The sequence below is a fragment of the Brevibacterium sp. 1718 genome (assembly GCF_051131255.1).
Classification (GTDB): Bacteria; Actinomycetota; Actinomycetes; order Actinomycetales; family Brevibacteriaceae; genus Brevibacterium; species Brevibacterium sediminis.
This window is the reverse complement of the sequence record NZ_CP186550.1, coordinates 3324935-3341343: the sequence shown is the minus strand read 5'-3', so window position 1 is coordinate 3341343 and position 16409 is coordinate 3324935. Positions and strand designations below refer to the sequence as shown.

The following is a 16409-nucleotide window of genomic DNA, read 5'->3' as shown; positions in this document are numbered from 1 at the left end:
CCTCGTGGGTGAGCGCAGGGATCGCGAGCAGGCGCACGTACCAGATGTGCCGCTTACGGGTGCGATTGAAACTGATTTGGAAGAGGGCAGATAGGTGAGCGAAGAGAACAGCGAGCTCCTCGGAGCGGGACGCAAGGCTGCGGTCATCATTGCCTCCACCTCGGCGGCCAGGGGAGAGGCCGCGGACACGACAGGCCCCATCCTCGTCGATTGGCTGCGCGGCCGCGGTTATGAGACTCCCGAGGCTATCGTCGTCCGCGACGGCGAACCCGTCGGCGACGCACTCAAGCAACTCCTCGTCGACACTCCGGAAGCCGACCGTCCTCGCGTCATCGTCACGAGCGGCGGTACCGGGCTCGCTCCCGACGATCGCACTCCTGAATTCACTGCCGAACTTCTCGAACGCCAGTCCCCGGGCCTCATCTATGCGATGTGGCGCAAGGGTCTCGAGTCGACATCCTCGGCGGTGATGAGCCGCGGAGTCGCGGGAGTGCGCGGACGCAGCTTCGTCATCAACTTCCCCGGTTCGAAGGGCGGGGTCAAGGACGGAATCACCGTCATCGACGACCTCCTTGAGCACATTCAGACCTCCGTCGAGGACACCACCGACCACGGCCCCCGGGTCTGAGAGAGGAACGGAGAATGCAGATGCGTAAGGCCGTGCGAGCCCGGGTCTATAGGTTCGACGCCACCGGTGAGATCTCGGCCGGTCCGGATTCCCTGGCAGGCGAGGAGCCGCTGGAGATCCAGCTCAACGGTGAGCAGTACACCGTGACCATGCGCACCGCCGGACACGACGTCGAACTCATCGCCGGTTATCTGCTCTCCGAGGCGGTCGTGACCTCGATGGACGATATCGAAGAGGTGAACTTCTCTGCCGGACTCGCCCCCGATGGCAGCCGGAACTACAATGTCGCCCAAGTGCGTCTGGCTCGTGGGATCTGGAATCCAGAGACGGCTCCGGCCCGCAACGTCTACACCTCATCCTCGTGCGGGATCTGCGGAACCGCGGCCGCCGATGCGGTGACGAAGACCTCCGCGTTCCCGCTCATCCCCGCCGCGTTTCATGTCGAGGACCAGGGGGAGTACGAGTTCCCGCAGCTGCTCTCCGCCGCCCGGATCGGTGAGCTGCCCGATCGGCTGCGGCAGACGCAGGAGATCTTCGACAAGACCGGCGGAGTCCATGCTGCGGCGCTCTTCGCCGTCGGTGACGACCCGAACACAGAACCCGAACTGCTCGTCGGTCGCGAGGACGTCGGCCGGCACAATGCCGTCGACAAGGTCATCGGCTGGGCCATGGCCAACCGTGGCCTGCCGCTGCGATCGACCGTCCTGCAGGTGTCCGCGCGGGCGTCGTTCGAACTCGTCCAGAAATGCGCGATGGCAGGCATCCCGATGATGTCGGCCGTCAGCGCCCCCTCGGCGATGGCCGTCGACTACGGCAAGGACGTCGGCGTGAGCGTCATCGGCTTCAACCGCAAGGGCAAGTTCAACGCGTACTCGTATCCAGAACGCGTGGCCTGAATTCCCCGAGGCGGCCCCGCCTTTCCGGTGCTAGATTCGCTGGCATGGACATCAATGACGATCCCACCGGCTTCACCTCCCGCCTGACCATCGCGCAGGCACGCACCGAATGGGACGTGCAGACGGCCTTCCTCGATTCCTGCTCCTACGGTCCGCCGCCTCGGCGCGGATGGGATGCGCTGCAACGGTCCCTCGACGAGTGGCGGGTCGGAAGCGTGCCCTGGCCGCGGTGGGCGGAATCGGTCGACACCAGCCGTGAACTCTTCGGTCGCCTCGTCGGCGTTCCTGCAGCTCAGGTGACCACTGGGGCCGCCGTATCCCAACTGCTCGCCCCGATCGCCGCGGCGCTGCCCGACGGCGCGGAGGTCCTCATCCCCGACATCGAGTTCACCTCCGGGGTCTACCCGTTCGCCGTCCACGCCGACCGTGGGGTGCGGGTCCGCGCCGCGCCTCTGAACACCCTCGCCGAGGCGGTCGACGAGTCCACGACGCTCGTGTCCTTCTCCGCCGCACAGTCCGCGACCGGTGAGGTCGCCGATATCCCGGCGATCACCCGCGCCGCACGCGAAGTCGGAGCGCTCACCGTCCTCGATGGCACGCAGGCGGCCGGATGGCTGCCGCTCAACGCCTCCGAGGTCGACTTCCTCGCCGTCGCCGCTTACAAGTGGCTGTGCGACCCGCGCGGGACAGCGTTCCTCACGATGTCGTCGCAAGCGATAGCTGCCGACAACTCCCATTCGCGCCGTGCGGAGTTCTTCGACCGACTCAAGCCTCTGGCCGCCGGGTGGTTCGCAGCCGGGGGAGCGGCCAGCTACGGGATGCCGATGTATCTGGCCGACGGTGCTCGCGCCTTCGACATCTCACCGGCCTGGCACTCATGGGTCGGCACGGCTCCAACGCTCGAACTGCTGCTCGACGTCGGCATCGACCAGATCCACACTCATGACATCGCCTTGGCCAACCGTTTCAGAACCGGGCTCGGTCTTGCAGAGTCGAACTCGGCGATCGTGTCGATCGACCTCGGGATCGTTGACCGGTCCTGGCCCGGAGCCGTCGATCGACTCGACGCGGCCAGAGTCAGGTACTCGCGGGCCGGAGGAAATATGCGCTTCGGTTTCCACCTCTTCAACGACGAGTCCGACGTCGATTCGGCGCTCAACGCTGTGATGGACACGGCGACCGTCTGACAGGAGCGGGTGGCTACTCCGGGCTCCCGGTCGCTCTGCGGGTCGCCTCGGCGGCGTGATCGAGGAACCCGGCAATCGTCTCCAAGGTTGCGTCATCGAGCCCGGTCAACCCGGCGCCGAGTTCCTCACCCAAAGGCGCCAACTGCGAGAACAGCTCGGGCAGACGAGTCGGATCAACGCGGACGACGACGGTGCGCCGGTCGGTCTCCGAGCGCTCGCGGACCACCCAACCCTGCTGCACGAGCCGATCGATGATGCCCGTCGTCGTCGCCGGCGGCAGCGCGAGCATCCGCGCGAGCTCACCGGTCGTCACAGCCTCGTGACGGTGGACGAGGTTGAAGCACTGCAGATCGATCGGACGCATCCCCAGTCGCGCACTGAGGTGCTGGCCGAAGATCGCCAGCTGGAGTTCGAGCTCCCGATAGCGGTCGAGGACGCGCCACATCGGGGAGTCACCCGAGTTGATCTCGGGGACCTCGGGAACAGGATCGCTCATGTCCACATCCTCTCAGTCTTCGGCGGGGAAGAAGCGCGCCACCATCGCCAGACTCACATCCAGTCCAGACCCGCACGCATGAAACTCTTTCGGTTTCAAGATATTTCGTTTATCGTAATAGTATGTCAGATGGTCTCGACGTCCGTGCCGCAGTCACCCGATCGATGCTCGGGTGGGGCGTCGTCGCGGGTCCCTTCTACATTGTGTTCGGCCTCATCCTTGCCCTGACCAGGGGACGGATTCGACCTGACCCGTCACTCGCTCAGTCTGCTCAGCCTCGGTGAGGGCGGCTGGCTCCAGATCCTCAACTTCGCCCTCACCGGCATCATGGTCATCGTCGCCGGGTGGGGACTGCTGCGCGCGCCCACCGACCGGTCACGCGGCACCGGCATCGCCGTCATCATCGCCGGCGCCGCGCTCGTGCTCGCCGGGGTATTCCGCCCCGATCCCGTTGCCGATTTCCCTCCCGGCGCCGAGGCGACCGCCACCACCGGTGGGATCCTGCACCTGGTCATGGGCGCCGCCCAGTTCATCGGCCTGGCCGTTGCGGCACTCATCCTGGCCGGCACCTTCGCCCGTCGCGGCGAGCGCGGCCGCGCCGCACTGTCACGCATCCTCGGCGTCGTCGTGGTCGTCGCGTTCCTCGCCGGGGCCGCGCTGTCTGCCTCCCCGTTCGGCGTGGGTCTGCTGTGGCTGGCCGTCGTCGCCGGATTCGCCTGGCTGCTCGTCAGCTGCCTCTGGGTCCACCGGATCGTCCCGCACCCCGACCAGTCCCGGCGCTGATCCCCGAACCCTCAGCAATTCGGTAACACAGTCATAACGATCGATCGGACGTTTGCCAGGGGCGAGCAGGCGTCCGGCCCAGCCGGTCGCGGTAGTACGGCTTTTGTGAAAATTCTGAAACATTCAACAATTGCTTCATGTGGCAATCCGAGCCCGAACTCGCAGGCTAATCTTGCTGTCGGTGCCTGTCCGGTGTGACTGGAACGGGCGCGGCTGACAGACCCCGGCGCATTCCGACCGCACCTGGCGGAGATGCCGACAACGAGATGGAGTGACGATGACCTACACGCTGCAGGCCGTTGAGAACTCGGACGAGAAGGCCGGCCTGGTCCGGCGATTCCGCAACGGTGCCCTCATCGTCATCTTCGCCTCCGTACTGTGCGGGCTGCTGGCATGGAATGAACCGCACCCGGTGGCTGTCGCGCTCGCCGTCTTCGTCGGCGGTGCGGGCATCCTCGCCATTGACATCGCCCTGGCTTACCGATCTTCGGTGCGGCGCTCGAAAAGCTGAACCGCGGAGGAATCCGCGACAGACCTGCCCAAACCTGCACTCGTTCTGCCCCCGTAGCGCTGTGCCACCGCGGTTGCATAACCGCTCCTGAGACACCGCAACACCCGTCGTCAGCCTCCGGCTAGCATGCTGAGTTGAAGCATTCCGGCGACAGGAGGTGAGCCATGGCCGATCACGGCCGGAAACCGGGTCAGAAGCCCCCTGGCATCGGTCTGCTCACCGTCCTCCTCGGCGCCGTCGCCGCCGGGCCCATCATGCTCTACGGCCTCAGTGCCACGAGCGATTCCATCATCGCCGAGCTCGGCATCTCCGAAGCCCACTTCGGCCTGCTCGCCACCACCTGTTTCGGCGCTGCCGCGATCGGCAATGCCACCCTCGGCCGTCTCGCCGACCGGCATACCGACCTCTCCCTCATGGCGTTCATCTTCGTCCTCGCCACCCTCGCCCTCGTGCTCGTGGCCGTGCCCGACGGATTCTGGATGCTGCTGCTTGCCGCCGCCCTGTCCGGCATCGCCCAATCCTTTCCCAACGGCGTGACCAACCGGATCCTCCTCGAGCGCGTCCCGGACACGAAACGCATCGGCTGGGTCGGTATCAAACAGTCCGGAGTCCAGGTCAGCCAGCTCGTCGCCAGCCTCGCCTTCCCCGTCCTCGCGCTCGGCATCGGCTGGCGCGGCGCGGCACTCACCGTCGCGATCATCCCGCTCATCCTGCTCGCGATGACCTGGTATTCCCTGCGCACCACCCCGCTGCTGACCGCTCCGAAATCCCCAACCGACACCCCCGCCGAGGCGACCCGACCTGACCCCGAACCTGCCCCCACCCGTCCGGCCAAGCACCCCGGCATGGTGTGGGCATTGGCGCTGTTCGGACTGATCAACGGCATCGGCGTGCAGGCGACGAACGTGTACATACCGCTCTTCGCCGTGCGGGAGATGGGCTTCAGCCTCGTCCTCGGCGGCGCCTCGGCCGCGCTGGCCGGCGTCATCGGCGTCATCGCCCGCGTCACCTGGGCCAGGCGCATGGCCAAAGGCGCCTCGGGGCCGCGCCTGCTTTTGGTCCTCGCCCTCATCGCGCTGGCCGGGGCGGTGCTGTTCCTCATCGCCGACGTTGCCGGGTGGGCCCTGCTCGTCTGGGTTGCGGTGGCCTTCCACGGCATCTCTGCGCTCGGCGTCTCCGTGGTGCTCATGGCCGCACTCATGCGCGCGATCCCGGCGTCCTCGATGGTCTCGGCCAGCGGCATGGTCACTGCCGGAATGTTCTTCGGCTTCGCCCTGGGACCGCTGCTCATGGGCGTCATCGTCGGCTCACCCGGCGGGTTCGTGCTCGGCTGGATCGCCGTCGGCATCACCTATGTGCTGTGCGTGATCCTCGCGCTCATCCTGATTCGTGTGAGCTCACGCCGCTGACGCAGGCCCCCGTCCACTGACCGCGGCGGCTGTCCCTCGCCCGAATCCTCGACCGCCTCGGCAGTTGTCAGACTCAGGACCTAGAATAGAACACATGTCTGAATATGATCCTCCGGCGTGGATGATCCGCTACCGGAACTTCAAAACGCTGTGCTCCTATGTCTGCGGTGAGTTCATCCGCTTCTACCTCACCACCGGCTGCGATCAGATCAGGTATACGCATTCGCAGATCACCGAGGGGCTGCCGAACTATTCATGCCGGCTGGAATCCGACGACGGATCGGTTCTGCTGCTGCCGCTCGATGACTGGGTCGATCGTCTGGACGAGGTCATGCCGCTGGTGCGGACGTGGCTGGACGAGCATTCGGATCTCAAAGGGTGCAAGCCGGAGAAGTCGCACTACCAAGGCGACCGCTATTGGTTCACCCGCTGGCAGGAGGCCAACCCGTGGTGACGGGCGACTCTGTGATGACGGTGGCCCGCAGTCGGGCGCCTTGGACATCCGGCGGGTGGGTCGCAGTAGAATCCGGACCATGCGCAAACGTGTGATCGTGATCGTCATCGCGGCCTTGGCGGTACTGGGGCTGATCGCCACCATGCTGGGCGGCGTGCCTGCCTGAGTCGCTTTCCGGCCTGACATCGTCCGCCGTGCCGGCGACTCTGCAATGCTATGTTGAGCGGCATGGGAAGCAACGACGATCTCAACCCACAGAAGCCGGACCTGACGAGTCACAAGCCGATCGTGAAGACCTTTCACGACGACATCGGTGTGCTCAACCAGTTGCAGAAACTCGCGTCGGCAGGCGTGCCGAAGACGGCCCTGCACGTCTTCGCCCACGATGCGGAGAGCACCGACGAAGTGGTCGGCACCGGCGGAACCCTGAAAGGCCTCGGAGAGCGCGTGGCCGAGCGGTACAACGAACGAGGCGACGAACTCAGGAACCGCTTTCAGCGGTACGGCTTCGACTCCGATGAAATAGAGACGTTCGAAAGTGATCTCGACAACGGAGCGATTCTGCTTGTGATCGACGACCCCGATCTCCGTGCGGATTATAAAGGCAATCGCCGGACACCGTAAGGGGCTGGTCGCGGACGTCGACGTTTGGGATGGTGGAGTCTCGGTTCGGCAGAGGTCGCGGAGCGGAGACGATCGCTGCTCCGCAGAGCACCTCGACGAACCTCGAGGAAAGGAGAAGCCGTGACCGCGAAATTCAACACCACGAACCCGGCGACCGGAGAGGTCCTCAAGGAATTTCCCACGTCCAGCGACGAGGAGATCTCCGCCGTCATCGACGCCTCCGACGCGGCCTTCCAGACATGGCGGACGACCGATGTCCGGGAACGTTCTGCACCGCTCGCCCGAGCGGCGGATCTCATGGACGAGCGCAGGTGGGACCTCGCTGAGCTCCTCACACTCGAAATGGGCAAACTGCGCGCCGAGGCCGAAGCAGAGGTCGAACTGGCAGCGAGGATCCTGCGCTACTACGCCGAAGAGGGACCCTTGCTGCTCTCCGACGAGGTGCTCGCACCGTCCAGTGGAGGCAGCGCGGTGATGAAGTACGAGCCCATCGGTCCGATCCTCGGTGTCATGCCGTGGAACTTCCCCTACTACCAGGTGGTCCGCCTGGCTGCGCCGAACCTCGTGGCGGGCAACACCATCATCCTCAAGCACGCATCGAACTGTCCGCAGTCGGCTCTGGCCTTCGAACAGGTCATGAACGATGCGCAGTTGCCGTCCGACTGCTATCGCAATGTGTTCGCCGACAATGATCAGATCCAGACGATCATCGCGGACGAGAGAGTTCGCGGCGCCTCGCTGACCGGTTCCGAGGGCGCCGGAGCGGCAGTGGCAGGGGCCGCCGGCCACAATCTGAAGAAGTCCATCCTCGAACTCGGCGGAAGCGACCCGTTCATCGTCCTCGACTCCGCGAATCTGGACGCGACCGTCACCGCCGCCGTGAAAGGGCGGATGACGAACTCCGGCCAGAGCTGCATCGCCTCCAAGCGCCTCATCGTGGTCGAAGATCTCTACGACGAGTTCGTGGACCTGATGACGGCGAAGATGTCGCAGTTCGTCGCCGGCGACCCAGCAGACTCCGTCACCACGATGGCGCCTCTGTCCTCCGAACAGGCCGCACGAGACCTCATGGAGCAGGTCCAGGACGCCATCGACCACGGGGCCCATGTGCACACTGGCGGGCATCGTGTCGACAGGCCGGGTGCCTTCGTCGAACCCACGGTGCTGACCGGGGTGACCGAACAGATGCGCGCCTACTCGGAGGAGCTGTTCGGACCCGTCGCGGTCGTCTACTCGGTCGCAGACGAGGATGAAGCCGTCGCACTCGCCAATGACTCGTCCTTCGGACTCGGCGGCACTGTTGTCAGCGACGACATCGAGAAGGCCCAACGCGTCGCTGACCGCATCGACACCGGAATGGTGTGGATCAACCAGGCCACCTGGACCGAACCCGACCTGCCCTTCGGAGGTACGAAGCGCTCCGGCGTCGGCCGTGAACTCGGCGCAGAGGGCGTTCGCGAGTTCGTCAACAAGAAGCTCATCCGTACGCCCTGACCAGAACACCCCGCTGCCGACCGGTAACAGTTGGCACTGCGGCGCCAGGGGGGTCGTCCCTGGACCGATCGAGAGGGAGACAGATGGATCTCAACATCCGCGACCGCAAGGCACTGGTGACGGGGGCGAGTTCGGGCATCGGGCTGGAGACGGCCCGTCAGCTCCTCGCCGAAGGAGCCGTCGTCGTGATGACCGGGCCCGAGCCCGACGAACTCAAAGCCGCAGTCGACGAACTCGCCGAATTCAAGGAGCGGATCTACGCCCGCGACGCCGATATCGCCGATGACGAATCAGTCGACGAACTCGCCGCGTCCGTCGCCGCCGACGTCGGCGACCTCGACATCCTCGTCAATGTCGCCGGCATCCACGGGGCCGGCGGGCTGTTCCACGAGATCAGCCAGGAGGGCTGGGACCGAACCATCGACGTCGACCTCATGGGACCGGTCCGTGTCACTCGGGCGTGCCTTCCGGGACTTCGCCGAGGCGGCTGGGGCCGTATCGTGTTCGTGTCCTCTGAAGACGCGGTGCAGCCCTATGACGACGAGCTGCCGTACTGTGCGGCCAAGGCCGGCATGCTCTCCTTGGCCAAGGGGCTCTCGCGCACCTACGCCTCCGAAGGACTGCTGGTCAACACCGTCTCTCCGGCGTTCATCGCGACCCCGATGACCGACGAGATGATGAATGAGCGAGCCCAGCAGAAGGGAACGAGCTTCGATGAGGCCATCGCCTCGTTCCTGCGCGAGGAGCGTCCGTTCATGGAACTCGGTCGTCGCGGCCGACCGGAGGAGGTGGCCAAGGTCATCGCATTCCTCTGCTCGGACGCCGCGAGCTTCGTCAACGGTTCGAACTATCGCGTGGACGCCGGATCGGTGGCCACGATCTAGTGCGCCAGAGCGTCCCGAACACCGAATACAGGCACAGCAGAGACGACAGGAAGAGGAGCATCCGACATGGCTGAGTTCCGATATGTGATCATCGGCGGCGGCATGGCCGCTGACTCCGCGGCCCAGGGGATACGGGAGATCGACGAGGAGGGTTCGATCGCCATCATCAGCGATGACGTCGACGAACCCTATACGCGTCCCGCGCTGAGCAAGCGACTGTGGACCGACGAGAGTTTCGACGAGAGCGACAACTACTTCGATACCGCCGAGGCGACCGGAGCCCGGATCAGCCTCCGCACGGAGGCGACCGCAGTCGACGTCGAAGCGAAATCCGTGAGGACGACCCTCGGCGACTTCACCTATGACAAGCTGCTCTTCGTCACCGGCGGGAGACCGAAGGGCATCGATCTGGACGAAGGTGAGCGGGTCATCTGCTTTCGCGAGTTCAACGATTACCGCCGTCTGCGGGATCTGTCGGGCCAGAACCTGAGCATCGCAATCATCGGCGGCGGTTTCATCGGCACCGAACTCGCCGCCGCCCTGGTGCAGAATAAGACTCGAACGACTCTGATCTTCGACGACGACACCCTCGGCGGGTCCATCTTCCCGCCGGACCTCGCCAAGCAGTTCCACGAACTCTATCGCAGCCGCGGAGTGACTCTCGTGCCGGGCACGAAGGCCTCAGGTGGGCACGTCGACGGCGATCGAGTGGTGCTCGACTGCGACGGCGAGTCCCATGAGTTCGACGCGGTGGTCGTCGGCCTCGGCATCGAACCTGCGACCCAGCTCGCAGAGGAGGCGGGGCTGGACACGGACGACGGGATCATCGTCGACCAATCGCTGCGGACCTCAAAGCCGGACGTCTTCGCAGCCGGAGACGTTGCTCGCTATCCCGACAGGATCCTCGGACGACAGCGTGTCGAACACGTCGACAACGCCACCCAGATGGGCAAGGCCGTCGGGCGGATCATGGCCGGCGCGGACGAGTCCTACACCCATACGCCGTACTTCTACACGGACGTCTTCGACTTCGGGTACCAGGCGGTCGGCGAGCTCGATCCGACACTGCGCACCGTCGAAGACTGGAAGAAGCCCTATACGGATGGAGTGGTGTACTACCTCGGCGGGGACGGACGCGTCCGCGGAGTCCTCATGGTGAATATGGAGGACCGTCTCGACGCCGCGCGGGAGATACTCGCCGAAGACTGGGACCACACACCGGGTGACCTCGTGCGCAGGATCTCGTGAACTGAGTCTCCGGGAAGAACCTCACAGAGGCCGGCGACGCTGAGCCGTGTTCGCGCCGGCCCACGATCCTTCGGCTCACCGCCATGTGCGCTGTGGGCGCAGAATACTCTCCTTCAGGCGTTCGCACCATGCCTTGTCGGCCCGGCGGAGTGTGCTTAGACTGCCTGGCAATCGAGTGGCTTCGTCCAGGAGGCGTGTGATGAGTGAGAACGTCGAGCTCGGAACGATCAAAACGGATGTGCCGGCCCGGTTGGATCGGCTGCCTTGGGCCCGGTTCCACTGGATGGTCGTCGTCGGGCTGGGCAGTGTGTGGATCCTCGACGGTCTCGAGGTCACGATGGTCGGCAACGTCGCGGCCCGGATGACCGAAGAGGGCAGCGGCATCGACATGACCGCGGGGCAGATCGGCACTGCCGGAGCCATCTACGTCCTCGGCGCCTGTGTCGGCGCAATCGTCTTCGGTCAGCTCACCGACCGCTTCGGCCGCCGCAGACTCTTCCTCATCACGCTCGTGCTCTACCTCGTCGCCACGGTTGCCACCGCGTTCTCCTTCTCTCCCTGGTACTTCTTCCTCGTCCGTTTCCTCACCGGTGCGGGCATCGGCGGAGAGTATGCGGCTGTGAACTCTGCCATCGACGAACTCATTCCGGCACGCGTGCGCGGTCGCATCGACCTCATCATCAATGGCTCCTACTGGCTCGGTGCCGCCGGCGGGGCGGCGACGACCCTGCTCTTCCTCAACACCGACATCCTGCCGAAGATGATCGGCTGGCGTCTGGCCTTCGCAGTCGGCATGCTGCTGGCGATCTTCGTCTTCGTCGTGCGCAAGAACGTGCCCGAAAGCCCGCGCTGGCTGTTCATCCACGGCCAGAACGACGAAGCCGAACGCATCGTTCGCGAGATCGAAGACGGCATCGAGTCGGAGACCTCTCAGACCCTGCCGCCGCCGAAGAAGACCATCACCGTCCGCCAGCGGAAGACGATCTCGTTCGTCGAGATCATGAAGGTCGCGTTCACGATCTACCCCAGACGCGCGATCCTCTGTCTCGTCCTCTTCGTCGGGCAGGCGTTCCTCTACAACGGCATCACCTTCAACCTGGGCACGATCTTCAACGGTTTCTACGGAGTCGCCGCAGCCTCGGTGCCGATCTTCATCATCCTGTGGTCGCTGAGCAACTTCGCCGGCCCCGTCATCCTCGGCAGACTCTTCGACACGATCGGTAGGAAACCGATGATCTCGTTCAGCTACCTCGGATCGGCGGTCGTGGCAGTCGTTCTCGCATTCGTCTTCAACGGCGAGGTCGGCGGCGAATGGCTCTTCCTCGTCATCCTCGCAGTCTGCTTCTTCCTCGCCTCGTCCGGTGCCAGTGCGGCCTATCTCACCGTCAGTGAGATCTTTCCGATGGAGACCCGAGCACTGGCGATCGCGTTCTTCTACGCCATCGGCACCGCCGCAGGAGGCATCGCCGGTCCGTTGCTCTTCGGCGGCATGATCGAGTCCGGAGATCGTTCCCAAGTGGCCTGGGCGTTCTGCATCGGGGCGGCGGTCATGGCGCTCGGCGGCGTGGCCGAACTGATCTTCGGAGTCAAGGCAGAAGGTGCCGACCTCGAAGACATCGCCCGACCCCTGACGGCCGAGGACGCTGAGAGTGCCGAAGGCACCGCGGAGAGCGGTGCCGAGCCGACCGAGCGAGGTGAGCGGGCAGAGTCCGCCGACGCAGCCGAATCGTCGGCGGGCCACGAGGCGGGAAGCCGAAGGGAGCGTCTGCGTCCGGGCCCGGGATCGGCCGGCGTCTATGCGCCGTGGCCTTCGGTGTCCTCTCGCGACGTTCCGCCCGAGGTCTCGGCCAAAGAAGTCAACGGCATCATCGATTTCGTCCGCGACATGGAACCTGTCGGCGAGGTGGAGCTCTACCGTGCGATCGGGGCTCGCCGGTGGGGCCCCGGGCGCTTCCGCGCGGCAGTGCGTGAAGCGATTCGGCAGGGAGCCGTCCATCGCAATCGCCGCGGCGCGCTGGAGTACCGAGGCGACCGGTCATAGACCTGTTTCGTCGGTCAGCGGGGCTCGCGGAGGCGGGGGAAGCATATCGATGAGCTCATTGACGGCCTCGGCCAGAATGTCGTGCTGATAGGGCGTGAGGAAGTAGGCCTCGTGGAGGTAGGCGTCGAGCTCGTATTCGGTGAGGTCACCACCGAGGCTGGCATAGTGCAACCACACTCCCGCAACCGACATGTTCCAGAATTCGGCGGCCTCTTTGAGTTTCCTCCGTCTCCTGATCGCTCGCTCGTCTGAGAATGCGATGCCGGGTCGGGGATCGCTGCGCTTCGGGTTCTGATCGTCCATTCGTCTGCTGATTCGGCTCGTGACTTTCGCAGCAGGAAGTCTCCTGCCCCGTGTGCCAGCGATCCGGGACCCAGCGACCCTCGCTCATGCTCTGGTCACTCGTCTCGGATCTTCCCGAAAGTGTACGTTCTGCTTCTCGATCGAGGCTAGGGGCGATCGGCGATCCGCCTGCCGCGTCTGAATCGCCGCGAGCATTCGCTGCCGCCTGCTCTACGCAGGTATTTCCGTGAGGTCCCGTCGCCTCTGTCGCATTCGCCGACCTTCCAATAGCGTGAGCGGGTCAGAAACGGAATGAGGTGACGATGAGCGAATTCGGCATCGAGGAGGAATTCCTCCTCGTCGATCAACGTTCACTGCTGCCTGCTCAATCGAAGAGCAGCCTGCAGGAGATCGAGCGCGCGATGAGTCCGAGCAGCGGCGCAGCCTGTGCTGAATGGCTGCCGGGCCAGATCGAGTTCGCGACTCCCGTCCTGACCACGGCCGACGAGGCGTTCGAATCGCTGCACACTTTTCGCCGCGATCTCTCGGCAGTCGCTCGGGAGCGCGGACTGCTCGCTGTCGGCCTCGGTACAGCGCCTCAGATTCCGGAGGCCGCGGTGGCAGTCAGCGATGGCAGCCGTTACCGTGAATTCGCGCAGCTCGCTCCCGGGATCGCCGCCGATCAGTATGTCAACGGCATGCATGTCCATGTGGATATCCCCGACAGGGAAGCAGGCCTGAGAGCTGTCAACGGCCTGCGCAGATGGATCCCCGTGCTCACTGCATTGAGTGCGAATTCTCCCCTCTGGCGTGGAGCCGACAGCGGGTTCGCCAGCTGGCGTTCCATTCATTATCGGCGGTGGGTCGTCTTCGGCATTCCGCCTCATTTCCACGACCTCGACGACTACGATGCGCAGATCGATGCCGCGCTGCAGTTCGATGTGGTGATCGACGAAGCGACTCTGGGGTGGCTGGTCAGGCTCTCACCCAGACACAGGACCGTCGAAGTCCGGACCTTTGACGTGCAGCTGGACACCGCGAACACTGTGACCCTCGCGCTGCTCACCCGTGCGCTCGCAGACGTCGCGATGGACGATTCGGGAGCGGACGCAGTCTCTGCGAATCTGCTGAACATCGCCCATTGGCAGGCTGCGCGCTTCGGTCTCACGGGACCGTTGCTCGACCCGGAGACGCAGACAACCACATCGGCCCCAGAGGCCGTTCGAAAAGCCTTCGAGCACGCACGACCGGCCCTGTTGCGCACAGGGGGCGTCGACCGAGTTCACCAGGGACTCTGTCGACTTCTCACGCGGGGCACCGGGTCCGAAGAACAGCGCCGCGAGGTGGCGAGAAAGGGGGCAGGAGGCCTGCTGGAATTCGCATCACGCAGATTGACAGACATTTCTCACGACGAGCCCAGGCACGATGTTGCGACACTCTGAACCGTTTCTGACCCCCCTTGACGGATCAGGGGTGGCTGAACAGACGATTGTGAAGAGGGCAGATTGCTCTTGGCTTCCACGAAAGCCCGCAGACGCGTTCAGGACTCTGCGACAGTCTCGGATGAGAGACGGAGACGAATTCCGGTCGAACTCGTTACGAGGCGACATACCGCGAAACAGCGATCAGCACAGAGGAGCGCCAACCCATCGCATGGCAATCCCAGCCCTGGGCTCCTGGCTTCCATTCTTCAATTTGGGTCCGTGCACATCAGCGCGGAAACGGAGGCAATCATGAACAACAAGATGAAGATCACCGGTCTGATACTGGCGGGCTACATGCTCGGCAGAACTAAGAAACTCGGCATGGCACTCACGGTCGCATCGGCTGTCGCCGGAACGACTGCCGCGAAGAATCGCGATCAGCTTCTGGGCGGACTCAAGGATTTCGCTGATTCTTCTCCCGAGCTCAAGAGTCTCCAGGAGAAGATCACCGGTCGTCTGGCCGAGTCCGGCAAGAGTGCGGTCAGAGCCGTGGCAGCGAAGGGGGTCGATCAGCTCAGCGTCAAGCTCCAGGATCAGACCGAGAAGATGAAGTCGACTCTCGACGACGCCGCCGACTCGATTGATCCCAATGTCGATGACGGAGAGGGCGCGGACGACGAAGAGGACGCACCCGAGGCGGAGGACGAGAACGCTCCCGAGAACTCGGAGGAGTCTGAAGCCGACGAAGCGGAGCCGACCGACGATGAGCAGGAGGCCGACGAAGAGCCGCAGGCAGAGGAGGAAGCTCCGAAGAAGCCAGCAGCCAAGCGGTCCTCGACAGCGAAGAGCTCTGCGAAGGGCACGCGTTCGTCGAAGTCCTCGACCGCTTCGCGCGGTTCGCGCACGAAGTCGGGCTCCAAGCGCTCGACGACTGCGAAGAAGGCATCGACCCGCGCCGCGGCCAAGCCCGAGGAGGCCGAAGATGAGTGATGAATCGATCTTCAGCGGCCTCAAGCAGCAGGCCGGAGACTTTGCCAAGACCGTCGGACGCAAGGCGGTGAACTCAGTCGGCGACAGGGTCGAGAAGTTCGCAGACCGTCTCGACGGCGCGGGCAGCGGTGCAGCACCTGCGGCCCAGGCAGGTGCAGAGGAGATCGCCGAGGGCAAGTCTCCGGCGAAAGCGGCGTTGTCCGCGGCGACGACCGGTGTCAAGGAGAAGGTCAAGGGTCTGTTCGGCGGCGGCTCGAGCGGTTCGGGCGGCTCCGGTGATTTCAAGTTCTCCAACATCGTGGAGACCGCAGAGGTCGGTGTCCCGCTGAACGTGGCCTACAACGCGTTCACAATGTTCGAGGACTGGCCCGATTTCATGAAGAAGGTCGAGAACGTCGAACGCACCGATGATGTCACCCTCAGCATCAAGGGGCAGGCGGTCTGGTCGCATCGAACCTGGGAAGCCACGATCACCGAGCAGGTTCCCGACTCCCACATCGTGTGGGAATCGACCGGCGAGAAGGGCTACATCAGCGGCAGCATCTCCTTCCACGAAGTCGCACCCAGACTCACCCGGATCATTGCGGTGGGGGAGTACCACAAACAGGGCTTCATGGAAGGCGTCGGTGCCCTGTGGTTCACCGTTCCCCGCCGTTTCCGTCTTGAACTGAAGTTCTTCGTCCACCACGTGATGCGTCAGATCATGCTCGACCCCGACAGCGTCGAGGGTTGGCGCGGAGAGATCCGCGACGGTGAGCTCGTCACCTCCCACGAGGACGGCCTCGAGCAGGAGCAGGAGCAAGCTGAAGACGACGAAGGCAGCGATGACGAGCCCGCCGAGGGCGAAGCCGAAGAGGAGTATGAGGAGGATCCGACAGAGGAATACGAGGACGAGGAACCCGCCGAGGCAGACGACGCGGAGTCCGCGGAGGACTTCGAGGAGGAGCCGGAAGCCGCTGACGAGTCCGAGGAGCCTGTGGAATACGAGGAATCCGAAGAACCCACCGAAGACGATGAGGGACGCGGCTGAGCGTCCTCCGATTGGGAAGTAGGCAAGG

Annotated in this window: 18 protein-coding genes; 16 read left to right on the top strand and 2 right to left on the bottom strand. The window is 64.5% G+C overall.

Annotated features, from left to right (window positions below; genetic code table 11):
- The first annotated feature begins 94 nt into the window (after positions 1-94).
- Genes ACOZ9V_RS15040 through ACOZ9V_RS15030 form a run of 3 tightly spaced genes read left to right on the top strand, consistent with a single transcriptional unit; the run spans position 95 to position 2711 of the window.
- Positions 95-628, top strand: a complete 534-nt coding sequence (locus ACOZ9V_RS15040; protein WP_181270673.1) for a MogA/MoaB family molybdenum cofactor biosynthesis protein — start codon at positions 95-97, stop codon at positions 626-628.
- 14 nt (positions 629-642) lie between these two features.
- On the top strand, positions 643-1524 hold the full coding sequence (gene fdhD / locus ACOZ9V_RS15035) for a formate dehydrogenase accessory sulfurtransferase FdhD (RefSeq protein ID WP_434591345.1): 882 nt from the start codon (positions 643-645) through the stop codon (positions 1522-1524).
- Between the two features lie 44 nt (positions 1525-1568).
- Complete coding sequence (locus tag ACOZ9V_RS15030) at positions 1569-2711, top strand: aminotransferase class V-fold PLP-dependent enzyme (protein WP_434591342.1); 1143 nt, start codon at positions 1569-1571, stop codon at positions 2709-2711.
- 13 nt (positions 2712-2724) lie between these two features.
- On the opposite strand, the gene ACOZ9V_RS15025 is transcribed toward ACOZ9V_RS15030, so the two are convergent.
- The gene (locus ACOZ9V_RS15025) at positions 2725-3207 is read right to left on the bottom strand and encodes a MarR family winged helix-turn-helix transcriptional regulator (RefSeq protein WP_434591339.1); all 483 of its coding nucleotides are present in this window, start codon (positions 3205-3207) and stop codon (positions 2725-2727) included.
- A 122-nt stretch (positions 3208-3329) separates the two neighbouring features.
- Here ACOZ9V_RS15025 and ACOZ9V_RS15020 point away from each other — a divergent pair, with 122 nt between their 5' ends.
- The 10 genes from ACOZ9V_RS15020 to ACOZ9V_RS14975 all read left to right on the top strand — a co-directional run bounded on the left by ACOZ9V_RS15020 (position 3330) and on the right by ACOZ9V_RS14975 (position 12655).
- Entirely contained in the window at positions 3330-3491 is a 162-nt protein-coding gene (locus ACOZ9V_RS15020) for a hypothetical protein (protein WP_434591336.1), read from the top strand.
- Positions 3454-3990, top strand: coding sequence for a DUF998 domain-containing protein (locus tag ACOZ9V_RS15015; RefSeq protein WP_434595415.1), 537 nt, complete (start codon positions 3454-3456; stop codon positions 3988-3990). The genes ACOZ9V_RS15020 and ACOZ9V_RS15015 overlap by 38 nt, the downstream gene beginning before the upstream one ends.
- A gap of 277 nt (positions 3991-4267) precedes the next feature.
- Positions 4268-4501 (top strand): hypothetical protein, encoded by a 234-nt coding sequence (locus tag ACOZ9V_RS15010; protein ID WP_139468239.1) that lies wholly within the window; start codon positions 4268-4270, stop codon positions 4499-4501.
- Positions 4502-4665: 164 nt separating this feature from the next.
- Complete coding sequence (locus tag ACOZ9V_RS15005) at positions 4666-5910, top strand: MFS transporter (RefSeq protein WP_434591333.1); 1245 nt, start codon at positions 4666-4668, stop codon at positions 5908-5910.
- Between the two features lie 94 nt (positions 5911-6004).
- The gene (locus ACOZ9V_RS15000) at positions 6005-6364 is read left to right on the top strand and encodes a hypothetical protein (RefSeq protein ID WP_434591330.1); all 360 of its coding nucleotides are present in this window, start codon (positions 6005-6007) and stop codon (positions 6362-6364) included.
- Positions 6365-6592: 228 nt separating this feature from the next.
- A complete protein-coding gene (locus ACOZ9V_RS14995; RefSeq protein WP_434591327.1) occupies positions 6593-6988 on the top strand; it encodes a general stress protein in 396 nt (131 codons plus the stop codon).
- A gap of 120 nt (positions 6989-7108) precedes the next feature.
- On the top strand, positions 7109-8482 hold the full coding sequence (locus tag ACOZ9V_RS14990) for an NAD-dependent succinate-semialdehyde dehydrogenase (protein ID WP_434591325.1): 1374 nt from the start codon (positions 7109-7111) through the stop codon (positions 8480-8482).
- A gap of 83 nt (positions 8483-8565) precedes the next feature.
- Entirely contained in the window at positions 8566-9366 is an 801-nt protein-coding gene (locus tag ACOZ9V_RS14985) for an SDR family NAD(P)-dependent oxidoreductase (protein ID WP_434591322.1), read from the top strand.
- A 66-nt stretch (positions 9367-9432) separates the two neighbouring features.
- Positions 9433-10614, top strand: coding sequence for an NAD(P)/FAD-dependent oxidoreductase (locus tag ACOZ9V_RS14980; RefSeq protein ID WP_434591319.1), 1182 nt, complete (start codon positions 9433-9435; stop codon positions 10612-10614).
- Between the two features lie 199 nt (positions 10615-10813).
- The gene (locus tag ACOZ9V_RS14975) at positions 10814-12655 is read left to right on the top strand and encodes an MFS transporter (protein ID WP_434591317.1); all 1842 of its coding nucleotides are present in this window, start codon (positions 10814-10816) and stop codon (positions 12653-12655) included.
- On the opposite strand, the gene ACOZ9V_RS14970 is transcribed toward ACOZ9V_RS14975, so the two are convergent.
- Positions 12650-12958 (bottom strand): hypothetical protein, encoded by a 309-nt coding sequence (locus ACOZ9V_RS14970; RefSeq protein WP_434591314.1) that lies wholly within the window; start codon positions 12956-12958, stop codon positions 12650-12652. The genes ACOZ9V_RS14975 and ACOZ9V_RS14970 overlap by 6 nt on opposite strands.
- A gap of 302 nt (positions 12959-13260) precedes the next feature.
- Between ACOZ9V_RS14970 and ACOZ9V_RS14965 the strand changes: the two genes are divergently transcribed.
- The 3 genes from ACOZ9V_RS14965 (at position 13261) to ACOZ9V_RS14955 (ending at position 16381) form a co-directional block, all read left to right on the top strand.
- Positions 13261-14379: a carboxylate-amine ligase gene (locus tag ACOZ9V_RS14965; protein WP_434591311.1), complete on the top strand. Its 1119-nt coding sequence runs from the start codon at positions 13261-13263 to the stop codon at positions 14377-14379.
- 291 nt (positions 14380-14670) lie between these two features.
- Entirely contained in the window at positions 14671-15351 is a 681-nt protein-coding gene (locus ACOZ9V_RS14960; protein ID WP_434591308.1) for a hypothetical protein, read from the top strand.
- Positions 15344-16381 (top strand): SRPBCC family protein, encoded by a 1038-nt coding sequence (locus ACOZ9V_RS14955; protein WP_434591306.1) that lies wholly within the window; start codon positions 15344-15346, stop codon positions 16379-16381. The genes ACOZ9V_RS14960 and ACOZ9V_RS14955 overlap by 8 nt, the downstream gene beginning before the upstream one ends.
- The last annotated feature ends 28 nt before the right edge of the window (positions 16382-16409 follow it).